The organism is Pseudomonas sp. URMO17WK12:I9, from assembly GCF_900230165.1.
Classification (GTDB): Bacteria; Pseudomonadota; Gammaproteobacteria; order Pseudomonadales; family Pseudomonadaceae; genus Aquipseudomonas; species Aquipseudomonas fulva.
On record NZ_OCMQ01000001.1, the window covers coordinates 345,212 to 361,037 of the forward strand.

The following is a 15,826-nucleotide window of genomic DNA, read 5'->3' on the forward strand; positions in this document are numbered from 1 at the left end:
AGGCCCTGATCCCCGCATTTACGCCTACGCCTTTCAACCGTTTGGCTTGTTGACGCAAATTTCTTGAAACTCCTGTGCAAGCGGCTGGGTCAACCTTCTGTCGGCACGATACGCGTGCTACATCACAGGAGTTTTGCCATGAGCGGTACTGGAGACAAAATTAAAGGTATGGCCAACGAGGCAATGGGCAACATCAAGCAAGGTGTTGGCAACCTCACTGACAACGAAAAACTCAAAGGCGAAGGCAAGGCCCAGGAAATCAAGGGCGAAGGCCAGCAGGTCAAAGGCGACGTGAAAAACAAGGCCGACGACCTGACCAAGTAATGATTCACGCCTGCCGAGCCGTCCTCTGCGCTTCGAAACAGGGGACGGTGACCGGCAGAAGTATTCAAAGCCGTTGCATGACGACCGGGAGCAGCACCCCAAGCGCAGGGTCTATTAGACTGAACGTCAGATCGATCAAGCGGCGAAAGGAGACGCTATGATTTTTTCCGCCTTGCAGGGCTTACCCTTGCACCGCGTACTGGTGCGCACCGTCAACGAATTCCTCGATGACGAGATGTCCACTTATGCTTCGGCATTGGCCTACCAGGCTCTTTTCTCGTTGTTCCCCTTCCTATTGTTTCTCATTGCCCTGATCGGTTTCCTGCACCTGCCAGACTTCTTTTCCTGGCTGCGCTTGCAGTCAGAACTGGTCTTGCCGCCCCAAGCCCTTGAGCAGGTCAACCCGGTCATCGACCAATTGCAGCAGTCCAAGGGTGGTTTGCTGTCGGTGGGTATCGTCATTGCCCTGTGGACGGCCTCGGCCGGCGTGCGCCTGATGATGAGCGCCATGAACGCGGCCTATGATGTACCAGAAGGGCGCCCGGTCTGGAAACGCATCCCGCTGTCGGTGCTGTACACCATCGGGTTGGCAGGCATGCTGCTGGCGGCCGCTGCGCTGATGGTGCTGGGCCCGCAGGTCATGGAGTGGATCGCGGCGCAGATTGGCATGGAAGAGTTCATCGTCACCCTGTGGACCATTCTTCGCTGGCCGGTGATCGTGATTCTGCTGATGGTCGCGGTCGCGGTGATCTACTACGTCATGCCCGATGTGGAGCAGAAATTTCGCTTCATCACCCCGGGCTCGGTGCTGGCGGTCGTGGTGTGGATCATCGCGTCGCTGGGCTTTGCCTACTACGTGAAGACGTTCGCAGACTACAACGCCATGTACGGCAGCATCGGGGCGATCATCGTACTGCTGCTGTACTTCTACATCTCGGCTGCTGTGCTGTTGCTGGGCGCAGAGATGAACGCGGTGATCGAGCACATGTCGGCCGAGGGCAAGGACCCAGGCGAAAAAGACTTCGATGGCACCCGCGACGACGAGAAGCCCAAGGTATTGGGCAAGGAACGCCCCGGTGCTGATGAAGCGGCGGGCGTTGAACCTACCCCGCGCTGACCTGCCCCGGTTGGGCGGTGCGCTCCAGCGCTATCAAGGCCTTGCTGCGTTGATAGCGCTGGAACTTGTCATGCAGCGACCGGGGTAGCGCTCCAGCCGGCGCGAACCCCTGGCGTCCGTAATAGAGGGCGAGCGATGGATGGCAAAACAACCATGTGCTGGCGCAGGCGTTCTCCAGGGCCGCTGCGACCAATTGCTCACCCACGCCTTCCGAGCGCCGATCAGGCGCCACCAACAGCCCCGTCAACCACTGACCACCGTCCACCTCGCTGAGGGACAACCCAGCAATGATGCCCGGCGACCTGGCCACCCAAAACGTGCCCTGCGCAGGGGCGCGCATGCGCGAGCCCTGTTGGCGATAGAAGTGGTCGAGCAGCCGCCGTTCCGGGGCTGAAAGCCGGGTGCAGTGCACTGGCGGCCATGACTGCACGACGGTGCTCAGCTGGCCACGAAGTTCGGCGGGGAAACCAGTTCGACGGTTTGCTGCTTGCGCGGTGCCAGGATCTCGGCTTCACCCTCGACGACCAGTTCGTTGTGCTGGTTGTACACGTTGGTGGCGATACGCACTTTGAACTTGGGCAGTTTTTCCAGGATTTCCAGGCGCACCGTCAGGGTGTCGCCGATCTTGACCGGCTTCTGGAAGCTCATCTGCTGGCCCAGGTAGATGGTACCAGGGCCTGGTAACGTGCAGGCCACCGCCGCACTGATCAACGCGCCGCTGAACATGCCATGGGCAATGCGCTCGCGGAACATGCTCTTGGCCGCGAACTCGGCATCCAGGTGCACCGGGTTGTGATCGCCGGACATGGCGGCGAACAGCTGGATGTCGCGCTCCTCGACCAACTTCGTGTATTCGGCTTGCTGGCCGACTTCAAGGGTTTCGTAGGGCGTGTTGCTGAGCTGGGACATCAGGGCTTCCTTAAGCAGTACAGGTCGGATGCCGGTCGCACGCAGGGCGTCGGCCAGACGGGTGAGACGCTTGCCGGGGTCGCCCGGATCACATTCTGCGCCCACGTCAGTGTACCCACAGTCGAGCAAATTGCAGGAAGGGCACAAATAAGATTCACAATGTTAATGGCAGGCGCTGACGGCTGGGCCGTGCCTGGCTTACCTGCTAACGTCGAATCAACGCCTGTGCATCGCCTGCGCGCAGGCACTCGGACTAATCAGGACGCAGTGCAGGTCCCGGCAGAGGAACAACAATAAATGCAAGCCGACTTCTGGAATGACAAGCGCCCGGCGGGCGTGCCGTCCACCTTGGACATGCAAGCCTACGCGTCTGTGGTCGAGGTGTTCGAACGCTCCTGCAAGCGCTTTGCCGATCGCCCGGCCTTCAGCAACCTGGGCGTGACCTTGACCTACGCCGACCTCGATCGCCTGTCGGCTGCCTTCGCCAGCTGGCTGCAGCAACATACCGACCTCAAGCCGGGCGACCGCATCGCGGTGCAGATGCCCAACGTGCTCCAGTACCCCATCGCGGTGTTCGGCGCCATGCGCGCAGGGCTGATCGTGGTCAACACCAATCCGCTGTACACCGAGCGCGAAATGCGGCACCAGTTCAAGGACAGTGGTACCCGGGCGCTGGTGTACATGAACCTGTTCGGCAAGCGTGTGCAGACGGTCCTGCCCGATACCGGTATTGAGTACCTGATCGAAGCGAAGATGGGCGACATGCTGCCCACGCTCAAGGGCTGGCTGGTCAACACCGTGGTCGACAAGGTCAAGAAGATGGTGCCGGCCTATGCGCTGCCCCAGGCTGTGTCGTTCAAGCAGGTGCTGCGCCAGGGCCGCGGTGGCGTGCCCCAGCCTGTGCCCTTGGGCCTGGGTGACATCGCCGTGCTGCAGTACACCGGCGGCACGACGGGGCTGGCCAAGGGCGCAATGCTCACCCACGGCAACCTGGTGGCGAACATGCTGCAGGTGCTGGCGTGCTTCTCCCAACATGGGCCGGACGGGCAGAAGCTGCTCAAGGATGGCGAAGAGGTGATGATCGCGCCGTTACCGCTCTACCACATCTATGCTTTCACTGCGAACTGCATGTGCATGATGGTCACCGGCAACCACAACGTATTGATCACCAACCCGCGGGACATACCTGGCTTCATCAAGGAGCTGGGCAAGTGGCGGTTTTCTGCGTTGCTGGGCCTCAACACCCTGTTCGTCGCGCTGATGGACCACCCCGGCTTCCGCCAGCTCGATTTCTCCGCACTCAAGGTCACCAATTCCGGCGGCACCGCCCTGGTCAAGGCCACGGCAGAGCGCTGGGAACAGCTGACAGGCTGCCGCATCGTCGAAGGGTACGGCCTGACCGAAACGTCCCCCGTGGCCAGCACCAACCCCTATGGCACGCTGGCGCGGCTGGGCACGGTGGGCATCCCGGTGGTGGGCACGGCCTTCAAGGTGATCGACGCCGACGGTAACGAGCTGGCGTTGGGGGAACCCGGCGAGCTGTGCATCAAAGGCCCGCAGGTCATGAAGGGCTACTGGCAGCAACCCGAGGCCACGGCCGAGGCACTGGACGCCGAAGGCTGGTTCAAGACCGGTGACATTGCCGTGATCGACCCGGACGGCTTTACCCGCATCGTCGACCGCAAGAAGGACATGATCATCGTGTCTGGCTTCAACGTATACCCCAACGAAGTCGAAGAGGTGGTGATGGGCCATCCCAAGGTGGCCAACTGTGCCGCCATCGGCGTGCCGGACGAACGTTCCGGCGAAGCGGTGAAGCTGTTCGTGGTGCCGCGCGAGGGTGGTGTGGATGTCGAGGAGCTCAAGGCCTACTGCAAGGCCAACCTCACCGGCTACAAGGTGCCCAAGCACATCGTGCTGCGCGAGGCGCTGCCGATGACGCCCGTGGGCAAGATCCTGCGGCGCGAACTGCGCGACGCCAGCTAGATCGGTAGCCTGCGGTGAGAACGTGGTGCCGTGCGCCAGGGCCTCTGGCACGGCACATCCTGCTGGACGCCCAGGGTAAATTAAGTCAAATACTCTAAACGTGACCCGAAGAATTCTTTGAGTCACTTTTGTGACTGTCAAGCCCGCTTTGGGCTCTAGTAGACCCTCGGCAAAGCTGCTACTCTCGGCCCGCTTTCAGATGATCTGGTTTGCATCAGGCCGTCATCTCATATCAATAATAAACGCCTCGACGCGTGAAACGAACTTCGCTGTTGCTGAAGGAGTGGGCTTGCATGATCGACCATTTTTGGAAGGACAAGTATCCGGCCGGTATCGCGGCGCAGATCGATCCCGACGAATTCCCCAACATCCAGGCGGTACTCAAGCAATCCTGCCAGCGCTTCGCCGACAAACCGGCCTTCAGCAACCTGGGCAAGACCCTCACTTACGGTGAGTTGTATACCCTGTCCGGTGCCTTTGCCGCCTGGTTGCAGCAGCATACCGACCTAAAGCCCGGTGACCGTATCGCGGTGCAGTTGCCTAATGTGCTGCAGTACCCAGTGGCGGTGTTCGGTGCCATGCGCGCCGGCTTGATCGTCGTGAACACCAACCCGCTGTACACCGCCCGGGAAATGGAGCACCAGTTCAAGGACTCCGGCGCCAAGGCGTTGGTGTGTCTGGCGAACATGGCGCACCTGGCCGAGAAGGTGGTGCCCAAGACCCAGGTCAAGCACATCATCGTCACCGAGGTGGCAGACCTGCTGCCCCCGCTCAAGCGGCTGCTGATCAACAGCGTGATCAAGTACGTCAAGAAGATGGTGCCGGCCTATCACCTGCCCAGCGCCGTGCGCTTCAACGATGCCCTGGCCCTGGGCAAGGGCCAGCCGGTGACCGAGGCCAACCCGCAGGCCGATGACGTGGCCGTGTTGCAATACACCGGCGGTACCACCGGTGTGGCCAAAGGCGCCATGCTGACTCACCGCAACCTGGTGGCCAACATGCTGCAGTGCCGGGCGCTGATGGGCTCGAACCTGCAGGAAGGGTGCGAGATCCTCATCACCCCGCTGCCGCTATACCACATCTACGCCTTCACCTTCCATTGCATGGCCATGATGCTGATCGGCAACCACAACGTGCTGATCAGCAACCCCCGCGACCTGTCCGCCATGGTCAAGGAGCTGGGCAAGTGGAAGTTCACGGGCTTCGTGGGTCTCAATACGCTGTTCGTGGCGCTGTGCAACAGCGATGCGTTCCGCGCCCTGGACTTCTCGGCCTTGAAGATCACCCTGTCCGGCGGCATGGCGCTGCAACTGAGCGTTGCCGAGCGTTGGCGTACGGTGACCGGTTGCGCCATCTGCGAAGGATACGGCATGACCGAAACCAGCCCGGTGGCCGCCGTGAACCCGGCGCAGGCCAACCAGGTGGGCACCATTGGCATTCCGGTGCCGTCCACGCTGTGCAAGATCGTCGACGACGCCGGCAACGAGCTGCCCTTGGGCGAAGTGGGCGAACTCTGCGTCAAGGGCCCTCAGGTGATGAAAGGCTACTGGCAGCGCGAGGAGGCCACCGCCGAGATTCTCGACAGCGACGGCTGGCTCAAGACCGGCGACATCGCCCTGATCCAACCCGACGGCTACATGCGTATCGTCGACCGCAAGAAGGACATGATTCTGGTGTCCGGCTTCAACGTCTACCCCAATGAACTCGAAGACGTGCTGGCGGCGGTGCCCGGCGTGTCGCAGTGTGCGGCCATCGGCATTCCGGATGAGAAATCCGGCGAGCTCATCAAGGTCTTCGTCGTGGTCAAACCCGGTATGACCGTGACCAAGGAGCAGGTGATGGAGCACATGCGTGCCAACCTCACCGGTTACAAGGTGCCGCGTCAGGTCGAGTTTCGCGACACCTTGCCGACCACCAATGTCGGCAAGATCCTGCGCCGCGAACTGCGTGACGAAGAGCTCAAGAAGCTCAACCTCAAGAAAAGCGCCTGACCTGGCGTGCACCGCCCGCAATCGCCTTGCAGCCCTTTTGATGAGGCCGCGCAGGGCGATTGACGGGCCTGGGCTTCAGCGCAGTTTTTCCAGCATCTGGTAGTACCACATGCCCGCCGCCAAGAGCGGGTTGCCCAACACGTCCCCCATCGGCACACGCACATGCTTGCACTGGGCGAAGGTGTCGAATTTCTCCAGCGTGCCCGTCAGGGCTTGCGCCATGATTTCGCCCATGATGTGACTGGTGGCGATGCCGTGCCCGGAATACCCTTGGCAGTACCAGACATGGTCCGAAAGCTTGCCCACTTGGGGAATCCGGTTGACCACGATGCCCATGGCGCAGCTCCACTGGAACGCGATGGGCACGCCCTTCAAGGCTGGGAAGGTGCGCTCGATGCAGGGGCGCAGTTCAGCTTCGATATCCCGCGAGTCACGCCCTGAGTAGTTGGCGCCGCCGCCGAACAGCAGGCGCTTGTCGGCCGTCAGGCGGTAGTAGTCCAGCACGAACCGGCAATCGTAGACGGCCAGGTCATGCGGGTTGATCTGCGCTGCCAGCTCGCCCAGTGGCGCCGTGGTGACGATGCCGCCCATGGCCGGGAATATCTTGCCCTTGAGCTGGCGCTTTTCCAGCTTGTGGTAGACATCGCCCGCCAGCATGACTTGGCGCGCGTCTACACGCCCATGGGCCGTCACCACGGCAGGGCGGGCGCCGTGGATGATTTCCAGCACTTCGGTCTGCTCGAAGATCAGCGCGCCCAGGCCGTGGGCGGCGCGGGCTTCGCCCAGGCACAGGTTCAGCGGGTGCAGGTGCAGGTTGCGACGGTTCTTGAGGGCGCCCAGATACAGGGGGCTTTGCAGGTGCTCGGCCATCGCCTGGCGGTCGAGCAGTTCGACCTGATCCCCCATGCCATAGCGCTGTGCCTGGGCCTCGAAAGCCCGTAGCTCGTCCAGGTGCGAGGGCTTCATGGCCGCGTGCAGGTGACCGTGCTTGAGGTCGCAGTCGATGCCATAGCGGGCCACCCGTTGCTCGATGATCTGGTGGCCCCGCCAGCGCAGGTGCCAGATGAAATCGTCCACGTCGCTGCCCAGCCGCTTGCGCATCTGTGCACGCATGGCCTCGTCCCCCGACAGGCTGCCGGTCACTTGCCCGCCATTGCGCCCGCTGGCGCCCCAGCCCACCCGGTTGGCCTCGACCACCGCGACCTTCAGGCCGCGTTCGGCCAGCTCCACAGCCGTTGCCAAGCCGGTGAAGCCCGCGCCGATGATTGCCACGTCCACCTGTACGGTGCCCTTGAGCTGGGGGTAGGTGGTGGGGTCGTTGAGGGTGGCGGTGTAGTAGGACGGTGCACGTTGCGCCGGGTCTTTGTTGACTGCTGCGTTCATGGGTAATCCTTGTTCTGTATGGGGCTCAGGCCTGGTGCAGGTACCAGCGCCAGTCCTGTTCGCTGACTTCGGCCATGAATTGACTGTACTCGGCGCGCTTGACCTTCAGGTACACGCCAAGAAACGCATCGCCCAATGCATCGCGGGCCCAAGTGGACTGCTCCAGGGCCTGCAGCGCGGTGAGCCAGTCAGTTGGCAGGTGTTCGGTCGCCTGGGCATAACCGTTGCCCTGAATCGGCGCGCCTGGGTCGAGCTGATCACGTATGCCGGCGTGACTGGCGGCCAAAATGGCGGCGGCAGCCAGATACGGGTTGGCGTCGGCCCCGCAGATACGGTGCTCTACATGCCGGCTGTTGGCCGGTCCGCCCGGCACCCGCAGGCTGACTGTGCGGTTGTCCACGCCCCAGGTGGGCGACAGGGGCGCGTAGCTGTTGGCCTGGAAGCGGCGGAAGGAGTTGGCGTTGGGGCAAAACAGCAGCAGTGACTCGTGCAGGTGCTGCAACATGCCGGCCACTGCCTGGCGCAGCAGCGGTGTGCCGGCCGGGTCTTTGCTGGCGAACAGGTTACGGCCGGCGCTGTTGGCCAGGCTCAGGTGCATGTGCATGCCAGTGCCGGACAGGTGGCCGAACGGCTTGGCCATGAAGCAGGCCTGCATGCCGTGGGCGTGGGCGACGCCTTTGACCAAGCGCTTGTAGCGTACCGCCTGATCCATCGCCTGCAGCGCATCACCGTGTTCGAGGGTGATTTCCACCTGGCCTGGGGCGTATTCCGAAATGGCCGTGCGCGCGGGTATGCCTTGCGCCTTGCAGGCTGCGTACAGGTCTGCCAGGAACGGCTCGATCTGCTCCAGCTCCCGCAGCCCATACACCTGAGTGCTGCGAGGGCGTCCGCCGTCCCGGTCGAGCGCCGGCTGTGGATGGCCGTGGGCATCGCGCTGCTGGTCGAGCAGGTAGAACTCCAGTTCGCAGGCCATCACGGGGTGATAACCATCGGCCTTCAGGGCGTCGACGGTGCGCAACAGTACATGACGAGGGTCGGCCACGCTGGCAGGCAGGCCTTGGCGCGGGTGCATGCTCACTTGCAGCGCTGCGGTCGGCACCCGGCGCCAGGGCAGGCGAACCAGGCTGCCATCGAGTGGGTAGGCGCGGCAATCGATGTCGCCGACATCCCAGACCAGGCCCGAATCTTCCACGTCGTCGCCGTTTACGGTAAGGCCGAGAATGGTGCTGGGTAATGGCCGACCGGTCTGGTATACGGCCAGCAGTTCATCACGGTGCAGCAGCTTGCCGCGTGGCACGCCGTTGGCGTCGAGGATGAACAGTTCGAACAGATCGATATCGGGGTTGGCGGCCAGGAACTGGCTGGCCTGATCCACAGGTGCAAAGTGCATAATCATTCGCTCGCGAACGCTCAGGCCTCTGCCTGTGCAGGCGGCCTGGCTGGGTCAAACGGCCCTAAACAGGCCGGGTGAGGTCATGCAGGCATGAGCGAGGTGTCGGGCGGGCGGGCGTGACGGCAGTGCCACAATGCCCAGAAGGCGAGGATGACATGCACCAGCGGATTCTCGCCGCACAGCGTCTGGGGCTTCGACGGCGAAGGGCGATTGGACGATGGTGGGCTGGGCAGGGCGGGAATCATGCATTCGATACTCACATGTCGGTTGTGGAGAATTAAAGTAGTGAATGGCAACCTTTGCATCGGGATTGGCTAAACATTTGCCTGGGACGCAAATGGTTAGGGTCCAGTGCTCAGTGGTCGAGCTCGCTATCTGCGCACCCACGAACCTTGCCGTATCATTGCCGTTGCCGTTGCCGTTGCCGTTGCCGTTGCCGTTGCCGTTGCCGTTGCCGTTGCCGTTGTCGTTGCTTTGGTTTTTGCTTTTGCTTCTAAGCGCGCGGTAGTCCAGGCAACACAGATCGCGACTTCAGGAGGCCGAGCGCAGGGCTTGCGGAGGGAGGTGACAGGCATGGATGCCCGTCAAGCGCTGGGCCCCAGGATGGGGCCTGCAGCGCGGTCCTCCCGGGAGCAAGCCCGGAGCGAGGGAACCCCGGAGCGGAGCGTAGGGGCCGGATGATAGGAGCAGGCGGTTTTTGCTTACTTTTTGACAAGACAAAAAGTGAGCCGCCGTAAGGGCGGAAGGGTGACTGTGCGCCACCCGCGCCAATGAATACCAACTTGCTGTATGCGCCCACGCTTTGAAGTTTGAAGTTTGAAGTTTTAAGTTTGATTGCATTGGTGTGGGTGTTGATATTGAGCATAGTCCATTTGCGATGGCGACGCTTAATCACCTTTTCGCCCTTACGGCGAGTTACTTTTTGTCAAACGCCACAAAAAGTAACCAAAAAAGGCTGCGCTCCGTTCATACGGCCCCTACGCTGCGCTTCGGGGTTCCCTCACTCCGGGCTTGCTCCCGGGAGGACCGCGCTGCAGGCCCCATCCTGGGGCCCAGCGCTTGACAGGCATCCATGCCTGTCACCTCCCTCCGCAAGACCTGCGTTCGGCCTTCTGAAGTCGCGAAGATCAAGATCAAGATCAAGATCAAGAGCAATAGCAACAGCAACAGCAACAGCAACAGCAACAGCAACAGCAGAGTAGGGCGGAGTGAGTGGCTTGGCAAGATCTTTGGAAGTTACCAAGGTTGCCAGGTTGCACTCATTCAATATTGAAAATGATTGATTGAAACACTGGGCGCAGTATTAAACCCTGTAGCAGATTACTGGAAATCCACCGATGCCCACACCCGTCGCACGCGTACAACCCCCGGGTATATGTAGTCTGAAGTCCGATTCACCGATTGCTCGGTACGCTGTGTGCTGAGCTCTGAGGGAGGGCCACCTCTCTCTGCACACGATCAGGCAGAAACTCCCCTCGAACCCCACCTCCGTCATCCGCTTTGTTGCGCAATCGGTAAAACACCGTTGCATCTAAGACTAAGGTCGTCTGGTTGCCGTCCAACAGCCGCATAAAGTAAGGACGTGGGTTACATTCCCTCTCTGTGCTGCTAGGACAAAAACAATGAACGACAGCATTTACCTCTCGATACAAAACAGCCCCCGTTTCAAGGAGCTGGTCAGCAAGCGCGAACGGTTCGCCTGGATACTCTCGGCGATCATGCTCGGCCTGTACTGCGCTTTCATCCTTCTGATCGCCTACGGTCCCCAGATACTGGGCGCCAAGATCAGCCCTGAGTCATCGATCACCTGGGGCATTCCCCTGGGCGTCGGGCTGATCATCTCGGCATTTGTCCTGACCGCCATCTACGTGCGCCGAGCCAACGGCGAATTCGATGAGCTGAACAAGGCCATCCTGAAGGAGGCGCAACAATGATTCGTCATGCCAAGACACTGGCCGTTCTGGCCTGCGGCGTCTTCGCACCCGCCGTGTGGGCTGCCGATGCCCTGACCGGCGAGGTGCAGAAACAACCGCTGAACGTTTCTGCCATCGCCATGTTCGTGGCGTTCGTGGCTTTCACCCTGGGCATCACCTACTGGGCCTCCAAGCGCAACAAATCCGCCTCGGACTACTACGCTGCCGGTGGTCGCATCACCGGGTTCCAGAACGGCTTGGCCATCGCCGGGGACTACATGTCGGCAGCCTCGTTCCTGGGTATTTCCGCACTGGTGTTCACCTCCGGCTACGATGGCCTCATCTACTCCATCGGCTTCCTGGTAGGCTGGCCGATCATCCTCTTCCTGATCGCCGAACGCCTGCGCAACCTGGGCAAGTACACCTTCGCCGATGTGGCCTCCTATCGCCTGGGGCAAAAGCAGATCCGCACCCTGTCGGCCTCAGGCTCGCTGGTGGTGGTGGCCTTCTACCTGATTGCGCAGATGGTCGGTGCAGGCAAGTTGATCGAACTGCTGTTCGGCCTGGACTACCACGTGGCCGTGATCCTGGTCGGTATCCTGATGTGCCTGTACGTGCTGTTCGGCGGCATGCTGGCCACCACCTGGGTACAGATCATCAAGGCGGTGCTGTTGCTGTCGGGTGCAAGCTTCATGGCGCTGATGGTGATGAAGCACGTGGGCTTTGACTTCAACACCCTGTTCTCCGAAGCCATCAAGGTGCATGCCAAGGGCGAGGCCATCATGAGCCCCGGCGGTCTGGTCAAAGACCCCATCTCGGCCTTCTCGCTGGGCCTGGCCTTGATGTTCGGTACGGCTGGCCTGCCACACATCCTGATGCGCTTCTTCACAGTCAGCGATGCCAAGGAAGCCCGCAAGAGCGTGCTCTATGCCACAGGTTTCATCGGTTACTTCTACATCCTGACCTTCATCATCGGCTTCGGCGCCATCCTGTTGGTCAGCACCAACCCGGACTTCAAGGACGCCGCCGGCGCCTTGCTGGGCGGTAACAACATGGCCGCCGTGCACTTGGCCAATGCCGTAGGCGGAAGTGTGTTCCTGGGCTTCATCTCGGCCGTGGCCTTCGCCACCATCCTGGCGGTTGTGGCAGGCTTGACCCTGGCGGGTGCCTCGGCGGTGTCCCATGACCTGTACGCCAGCGTGTGGCGCAAGGGCAAGGCCAACGACAAGGACGAAATCCGCGTCTCGAAGATCACCACCGTTGCACTGGGCGTCCTGGCCATTGGCCTGGGCATCCTGTTCGAGAAACAGAACATCGCCTTCATGGTGGGCCTGGCCTTCTCCATTGCGGCCAGCTGCAACTTCCCCGTACTGCTGCTCTCGATGTACTGGAAGAAGTTGACCACCCGTGGCGCCATGATTGGCGGCTGGCTTGGCCTGATCAGCGCGGTGACGCTGATGGTGCTCGGCCCGACCATCTGGGTGCAGATCCTTGGTCACGAGAAAGCGATCTACCCTTACGAGTACCCGGCCTTGTTCTCGATGCTGATTGCCTTCGTGGGTATCTGGTTCTTCTCGATCACCGACAAGTCCACGGCTGCCGAAAACGAGCGGGCGCTGTTCTTCCCGCAGTTCGTACGCTCGCAGACTGGCCTGGGCGCTTCAGGGGCGGTATCGCACTGATTCGCAGGCATGAAAAAACCGCGCCTCGGCGCGGTTTTTTTTGCTGCACTAAATCATGCCGAGTAACAGCAACACCAACAAGATCACCAGCACCACACCGACGATGCCGGACGGGCCATAACCCCAGCTGCGCGAGTGCGGGAACACTGGCAAGCCGCCAATCAACAGGAGGATCAGGATGATGATGAGAATCGTGGTCATGGAGGAGTCCTTGCGTGGTTGAGGGTCAAGGGCCCAGGTTGCCGGCCTCTTGTAACTAATGACCGGCGCCGCTTGTGAAAGATTCCATCGGCGTGTTGGTCATCGCCCCGTCTTTGTGCGCAGCGGGCGATTCATGGCCGCTCATTCACTTGCCTGATAAGCACCCGCTCTGGGCATAGGCTTGATTAGACTGGGGCCACAACCTCTGAAAAAGGCAGTCGCCATGCACAAGCGCATCATGATCACGGGCGCAGGCTCCGGGCTGGGCCGCGAAATTGCCCTGCGTTGGGCGCGCGAAGGCTGGCGCCTGGCGTTGGCCGACATCAGTGAGGCTGGGCTGCGTCAGACACTGGAAATGGTGCGTGCCGCAGGCAGCGACGGGTTCGTACAACGGTGCGATGTACGTGACTACAGCCAGCTCACCGCGCTGGCCCAGGCCTGCGAGGAGCACTTCGACGGCATCGATCTCATCGTCAATAATGCCGGCGTGGCATCAGGCGGGTTCTTCGCCGAGTTGTCGCTCGAAGACTGGGACTGGCAGATTTCGGTAAACCTCATGGGCGTGGTCAAAGGCTGCAAGGCTTTTCTGCCGCTGCTTGAGCGTAGCAAAGGGCGCATCGTCAACATCGCCTCCATGGCAGCGCTCATGCAGGGCCCCGGCATGAGCAACTACAACGTCGCCAAGGCGGGGGTGCTGGCGCTCTCGGAAAGCCTGCTGGTGGAGCTGCGCCAACTGGGGGTGGGTGTGCACGTGGTCTGCCCGTCATTTTTCCAGACCAATCTGCTGGACTCCTTCCGTGGGCCGGACCCGGCCATGAAAGCACAGGTCGGCAAGCTGCTGGAAGGCTCGCCCATCAGTGCCAGCGATATCGCCGACTGCATCTACCGCCAGGTGGCTGACGGGCAGTTCCTGATCCTGCCCCACGAAGCGGGCCGTCAGGCCTGGGCGTTGAAATGCCAGGCACCTGAGCGGCTGTACGATGAAATGGCCGACATGGCAGTGAAGATGCGTGCGAAGGCCCGAGCCCGTTAAGGCTTAGGGTGGATCCGTAAGAAAGGTTACCTAGGCGTGTCGGGTCTTTCTGAATGAGGGTGGAAGTATTGAGTAGCCAAATGGCTACGCTGCACGCTCCGGTTTTCCCTTTCGCTGGAGGACCGGAACATGTTGGTAATAGGACGCGAAGTGGGCGAGGTCATCATGATCGGCGATGACATCCGAATCATGGTGGTAGAAACCCGGGACGGGGTGGTGCGCTTCGGTGTCGATGCACCCAGGGAAGTGCCGGTGCACCGCGCCGAGGTCTACAGGCGCATCAAGGAAACGCAATGTGCCAGGGCGCGCAGGACGAACAAGGCTTCATGAGGCCGACTGGCGTCGACGCGCACGGGCATCATTCCAGCAGTTCGCGGGGCACGTCGTGCTTGGCCAGCAGCTGGCACTGCTGGCTTTCCGGATCGAACAGGATGAACGCCTGCCCCTTGGATAGCGCTTGGCGAACTCTCAGCACACGGGTTTCCAACGGTGTGTCATCGCCATTGTCGGTGCCGTCGCGGGTGACGAAGTCCTCGATCAGGCGGGTGAGGGTGTCGGCTTGCAGGTGTTCGTAGGGTATCAGCATGGGTAACGTGTCTGAATGAGTTGTAGGCATCCTACGCGATTTCGATGGCGCAGGGACCGCCCGCCAGGGGGTCCCGCGCGTTCCGTCAGGTCTTCTGACCAACCAGGCTGTCCACCGCCGGCACGCGAGTGTCGCTCTCCATCTGCGCATCGTGCTCGAGTTGGTGACTGAAGCGCTCCAGGGACGCATTGGCCGGCTGCGAGTCGCTGGCGAACACGGGCGGGCTCAACAGGTAAGCCGACAACAGCTGGCTCAACGCGGCCAGGCTGTCGATGTGCGTGCGCTCATAGCCATGGGTGGCATCGCAGCCGAAGGCGACCAGCGCCGTGCGGATGTCGTGGCCTGCGGTCACCGCAGAGTGGGCATCGCTGAAGTAGTAGCGGAACAGGTCGCGGCGTACCGGCAATTCCTGTTCGCCTGCAAGTTTGAGCAAGTGCCGGGACAAGTGGTAGTCGTACGGCCCGGACGAATCCTGCATGGCCACGCTGACGGCGTGCTCACTGGAGGCCTGGCCGGGGGCGACCGGGGCGATATCGATCCCGACGAACTCGCTGACATCCCAGGGCAGGGCGCCGGCGGCACCCGAGCCGGTTTCTTCGGTGATGGTGAACAGCGGGTGGCAATCGATCAGCGGCTGACGGCCGCTTTCCACCACGGCTTTCAAGGCCGCCAGCAAGGCGGCGACCCCGGCCTTGTCATCCAGATGACGGGCGCTGATGTGACCGCTGTCGGTGAACTCGGGCAGCGGATCGAAGGCCACGAAGTCGCCAATCCCCACGCCCAACGCCTCGCAATCGGCACGGGTGGCGCAGTAAGCGTCCAGGCGCACTTCCACATGGTCCCAACTGATGGGCATCTGGTCGATGGCGGTATTGAAGGCATGCCCACTGGCCATCAGCGGCAGTACGCTGCCACGAAATACGCCCGTATCGGTGAACACGCTGACGCGGCTGCCTTCGGCGAAGCGGCTGGACCAGCAGCCCACCGGCGCCAGGGCCAGGCGACCGTTGTCCTGCACCTGGCGCACGCTGGCGCCAATGGTGTCCAAGTGTGCGGAGACGGCGCGGTCCGGGGAGCTTTGACGCCCTTTGAGGGTGGCGCGAATAGTGCCGCGTCGAGTCAGCTCGTAGGGAATGCCCAGCTCGTCCAGGCGCTCGGCCACGTAGCGCACGATGGTATCGGTGAAGCCTGTAGGGCTGGGGATGGCGAGCATCTCCAGCAAGACACGCTTGAGGTACTCGAGATCGGGTTCGGGATGTCGTTCGGACATGTCCAGGCCTCCGGTCGGTTGAAAAATCGTTGGATGAT

The 15,826-nt window shown here is 61.7% G+C and carries 16 protein-coding genes; 9 read left to right on the plus strand and 7 right to left on the minus strand.

What is annotated here, in order from left to right; all coding sequences use genetic code 11:
* Nucleotides 1-138: 138 nt before the first annotated feature.
* A complete protein-coding gene (locus CRP40_RS01580) occupies nucleotides 139-324 on the plus strand; it encodes a CsbD family protein (RefSeq protein ID WP_027915837.1) in 186 nt (61 codons plus the stop codon).
* 157 nt (nucleotides 325-481) lie between these two features.
* Complete coding sequence (locus CRP40_RS01585; RefSeq protein WP_027915838.1) at nucleotides 482-1,441, plus strand: YihY/virulence factor BrkB family protein; 960 nt, start codon at nucleotides 482-484, stop codon at nucleotides 1,439-1,441.
* On the opposite strand, the gene CRP40_RS01590 is transcribed toward CRP40_RS01585, so the two are convergent.
* Both CRP40_RS01590 and CRP40_RS01595 read right to left on the minus strand, forming a co-directional pair.
* Entirely contained in the window at nucleotides 1,428-1,817 is a 390-nt protein-coding gene (locus CRP40_RS01590) for a GNAT family N-acetyltransferase (RefSeq protein ID WP_081728229.1), read from the minus strand. The genes CRP40_RS01585 and CRP40_RS01590 overlap by 14 nt on opposite strands.
* A 62-nt stretch (nucleotides 1,818-1,879) precedes the next feature.
* On the minus strand, nucleotides 1,880-2,350 hold the full coding sequence (locus CRP40_RS01595; protein WP_027915840.1) for a MaoC family dehydratase: 471 nt from the start codon (nucleotides 2,348-2,350) through the stop codon (nucleotides 1,880-1,882).
* A 297-nt stretch (nucleotides 2,351-2,647) separates the two neighbouring features.
* Between CRP40_RS01595 and fadD2 the strand changes: the two genes are divergently transcribed.
* Nucleotides 2,648-4,336, plus strand: a complete 1,689-nt coding sequence (gene fadD2, locus CRP40_RS01600; protein ID WP_027915841.1) for a long-chain-fatty-acid--CoA ligase FadD2 — start codon at nucleotides 2,648-2,650, stop codon at nucleotides 4,334-4,336.
* A 293-nt stretch (nucleotides 4,337-4,629) separates the two neighbouring features.
* A complete protein-coding gene (fadD1, locus tag CRP40_RS01605; RefSeq protein WP_027915842.1) occupies nucleotides 4,630-6,327 on the plus strand; it encodes a long-chain-fatty-acid--CoA ligase FadD1 in 1,698 nt (565 codons plus the stop codon).
* Nucleotides 6,328-6,402: 75 nt separating this feature from the next.
* Here the strand turns inward: fadD1 and CRP40_RS01610 are convergent, their stop codons facing one another.
* The gene (locus CRP40_RS01610) at nucleotides 6,403-7,710 is read right to left on the minus strand and encodes an FAD-binding oxidoreductase (protein ID WP_027915843.1); all 1,308 of its coding nucleotides are present in this window, start codon (nucleotides 7,708-7,710) and stop codon (nucleotides 6,403-6,405) included.
* A 25-nt stretch (nucleotides 7,711-7,735) separates the two neighbouring features.
* Entirely contained in the window at nucleotides 7,736-9,100 is a 1,365-nt protein-coding gene (locus tag CRP40_RS01615; RefSeq protein ID WP_027915844.1) for a glutamine synthetase family protein, read from the minus strand.
* Between the two features lie 1,075 nt (nucleotides 9,101-10,175).
* Between CRP40_RS01615 and CRP40_RS22130 the strand changes: the two genes are divergently transcribed.
* The 3 genes from CRP40_RS22130 to CRP40_RS01630 all read left to right on the plus strand — a co-directional run bounded on the left by CRP40_RS22130 (nucleotide 10,176) and on the right by CRP40_RS01630 (nucleotide 12,698).
* A complete protein-coding gene (locus tag CRP40_RS22130) occupies nucleotides 10,176-10,376 on the plus strand; it encodes a hypothetical protein (RefSeq protein ID WP_239930189.1) in 201 nt (66 codons plus the stop codon).
* A 349-nt stretch (nucleotides 10,377-10,725) separates the two neighbouring features.
* Nucleotides 10,726-11,037: a DUF485 domain-containing protein gene (locus tag CRP40_RS01625; protein ID WP_023533810.1), complete on the plus strand. Its 312-nt coding sequence runs from the start codon at nucleotides 10,726-10,728 to the stop codon at nucleotides 11,035-11,037.
* Nucleotides 11,034-12,698 (plus strand): cation acetate symporter, encoded by a 1,665-nt coding sequence (locus CRP40_RS01630; protein ID WP_027915845.1) that lies wholly within the window; start codon nucleotides 11,034-11,036, stop codon nucleotides 12,696-12,698. Before CRP40_RS01625 ends, CRP40_RS01630 begins: the two co-directional genes overlap by 4 nt.
* A 48-nt stretch (nucleotides 12,699-12,746) precedes the next feature.
* Here the strand turns inward: CRP40_RS01630 and CRP40_RS01635 are convergent, their stop codons facing one another.
* Entirely contained in the window at nucleotides 12,747-12,899 is a 153-nt protein-coding gene (locus CRP40_RS01635) for a DUF3309 family protein (RefSeq protein WP_012271016.1), read from the minus strand.
* Between the two features lie 223 nt (nucleotides 12,900-13,122).
* Here CRP40_RS01635 and CRP40_RS01640 point away from each other — a divergent pair, with 223 nt between their 5' ends.
* On the plus strand, nucleotides 13,123-13,932 hold the full coding sequence (locus CRP40_RS01640; RefSeq protein WP_027915846.1) for an SDR family oxidoreductase: 810 nt from the start codon (nucleotides 13,123-13,125) through the stop codon (nucleotides 13,930-13,932).
* Between the two features lie 129 nt (nucleotides 13,933-14,061).
* Nucleotides 14,062-14,262 carry a carbon storage regulator CsrA gene (gene csrA / locus CRP40_RS01645; protein WP_027915847.1) on the plus strand — a complete coding sequence of 67 codons (201 nt, stop codon included), beginning with the start codon at nucleotides 14,062-14,064 and terminating at the stop codon, nucleotides 14,260-14,262.
* A 28-nt stretch (nucleotides 14,263-14,290) separates the two neighbouring features.
* Here the strand turns inward: csrA and CRP40_RS01650 are convergent, their stop codons facing one another.
* Both CRP40_RS01650 and CRP40_RS01655 read right to left on the minus strand, forming a co-directional pair.
* Nucleotides 14,291-14,518, minus strand: a complete 228-nt coding sequence (locus CRP40_RS01650) for a YheU family protein (RefSeq protein WP_027915848.1) — start codon at nucleotides 14,516-14,518, stop codon at nucleotides 14,291-14,293.
* 85 nt (nucleotides 14,519-14,603) lie between these two features.
* Nucleotides 14,604-15,788: an osmoprotectant NAGGN system M42 family peptidase gene (locus CRP40_RS01655; RefSeq protein WP_023533809.1), complete on the minus strand. Its 1,185-nt coding sequence runs from the start codon at nucleotides 15,786-15,788 to the stop codon at nucleotides 14,604-14,606.
* Nucleotides 15,789-15,826 lie beyond the last annotated feature (38 nt).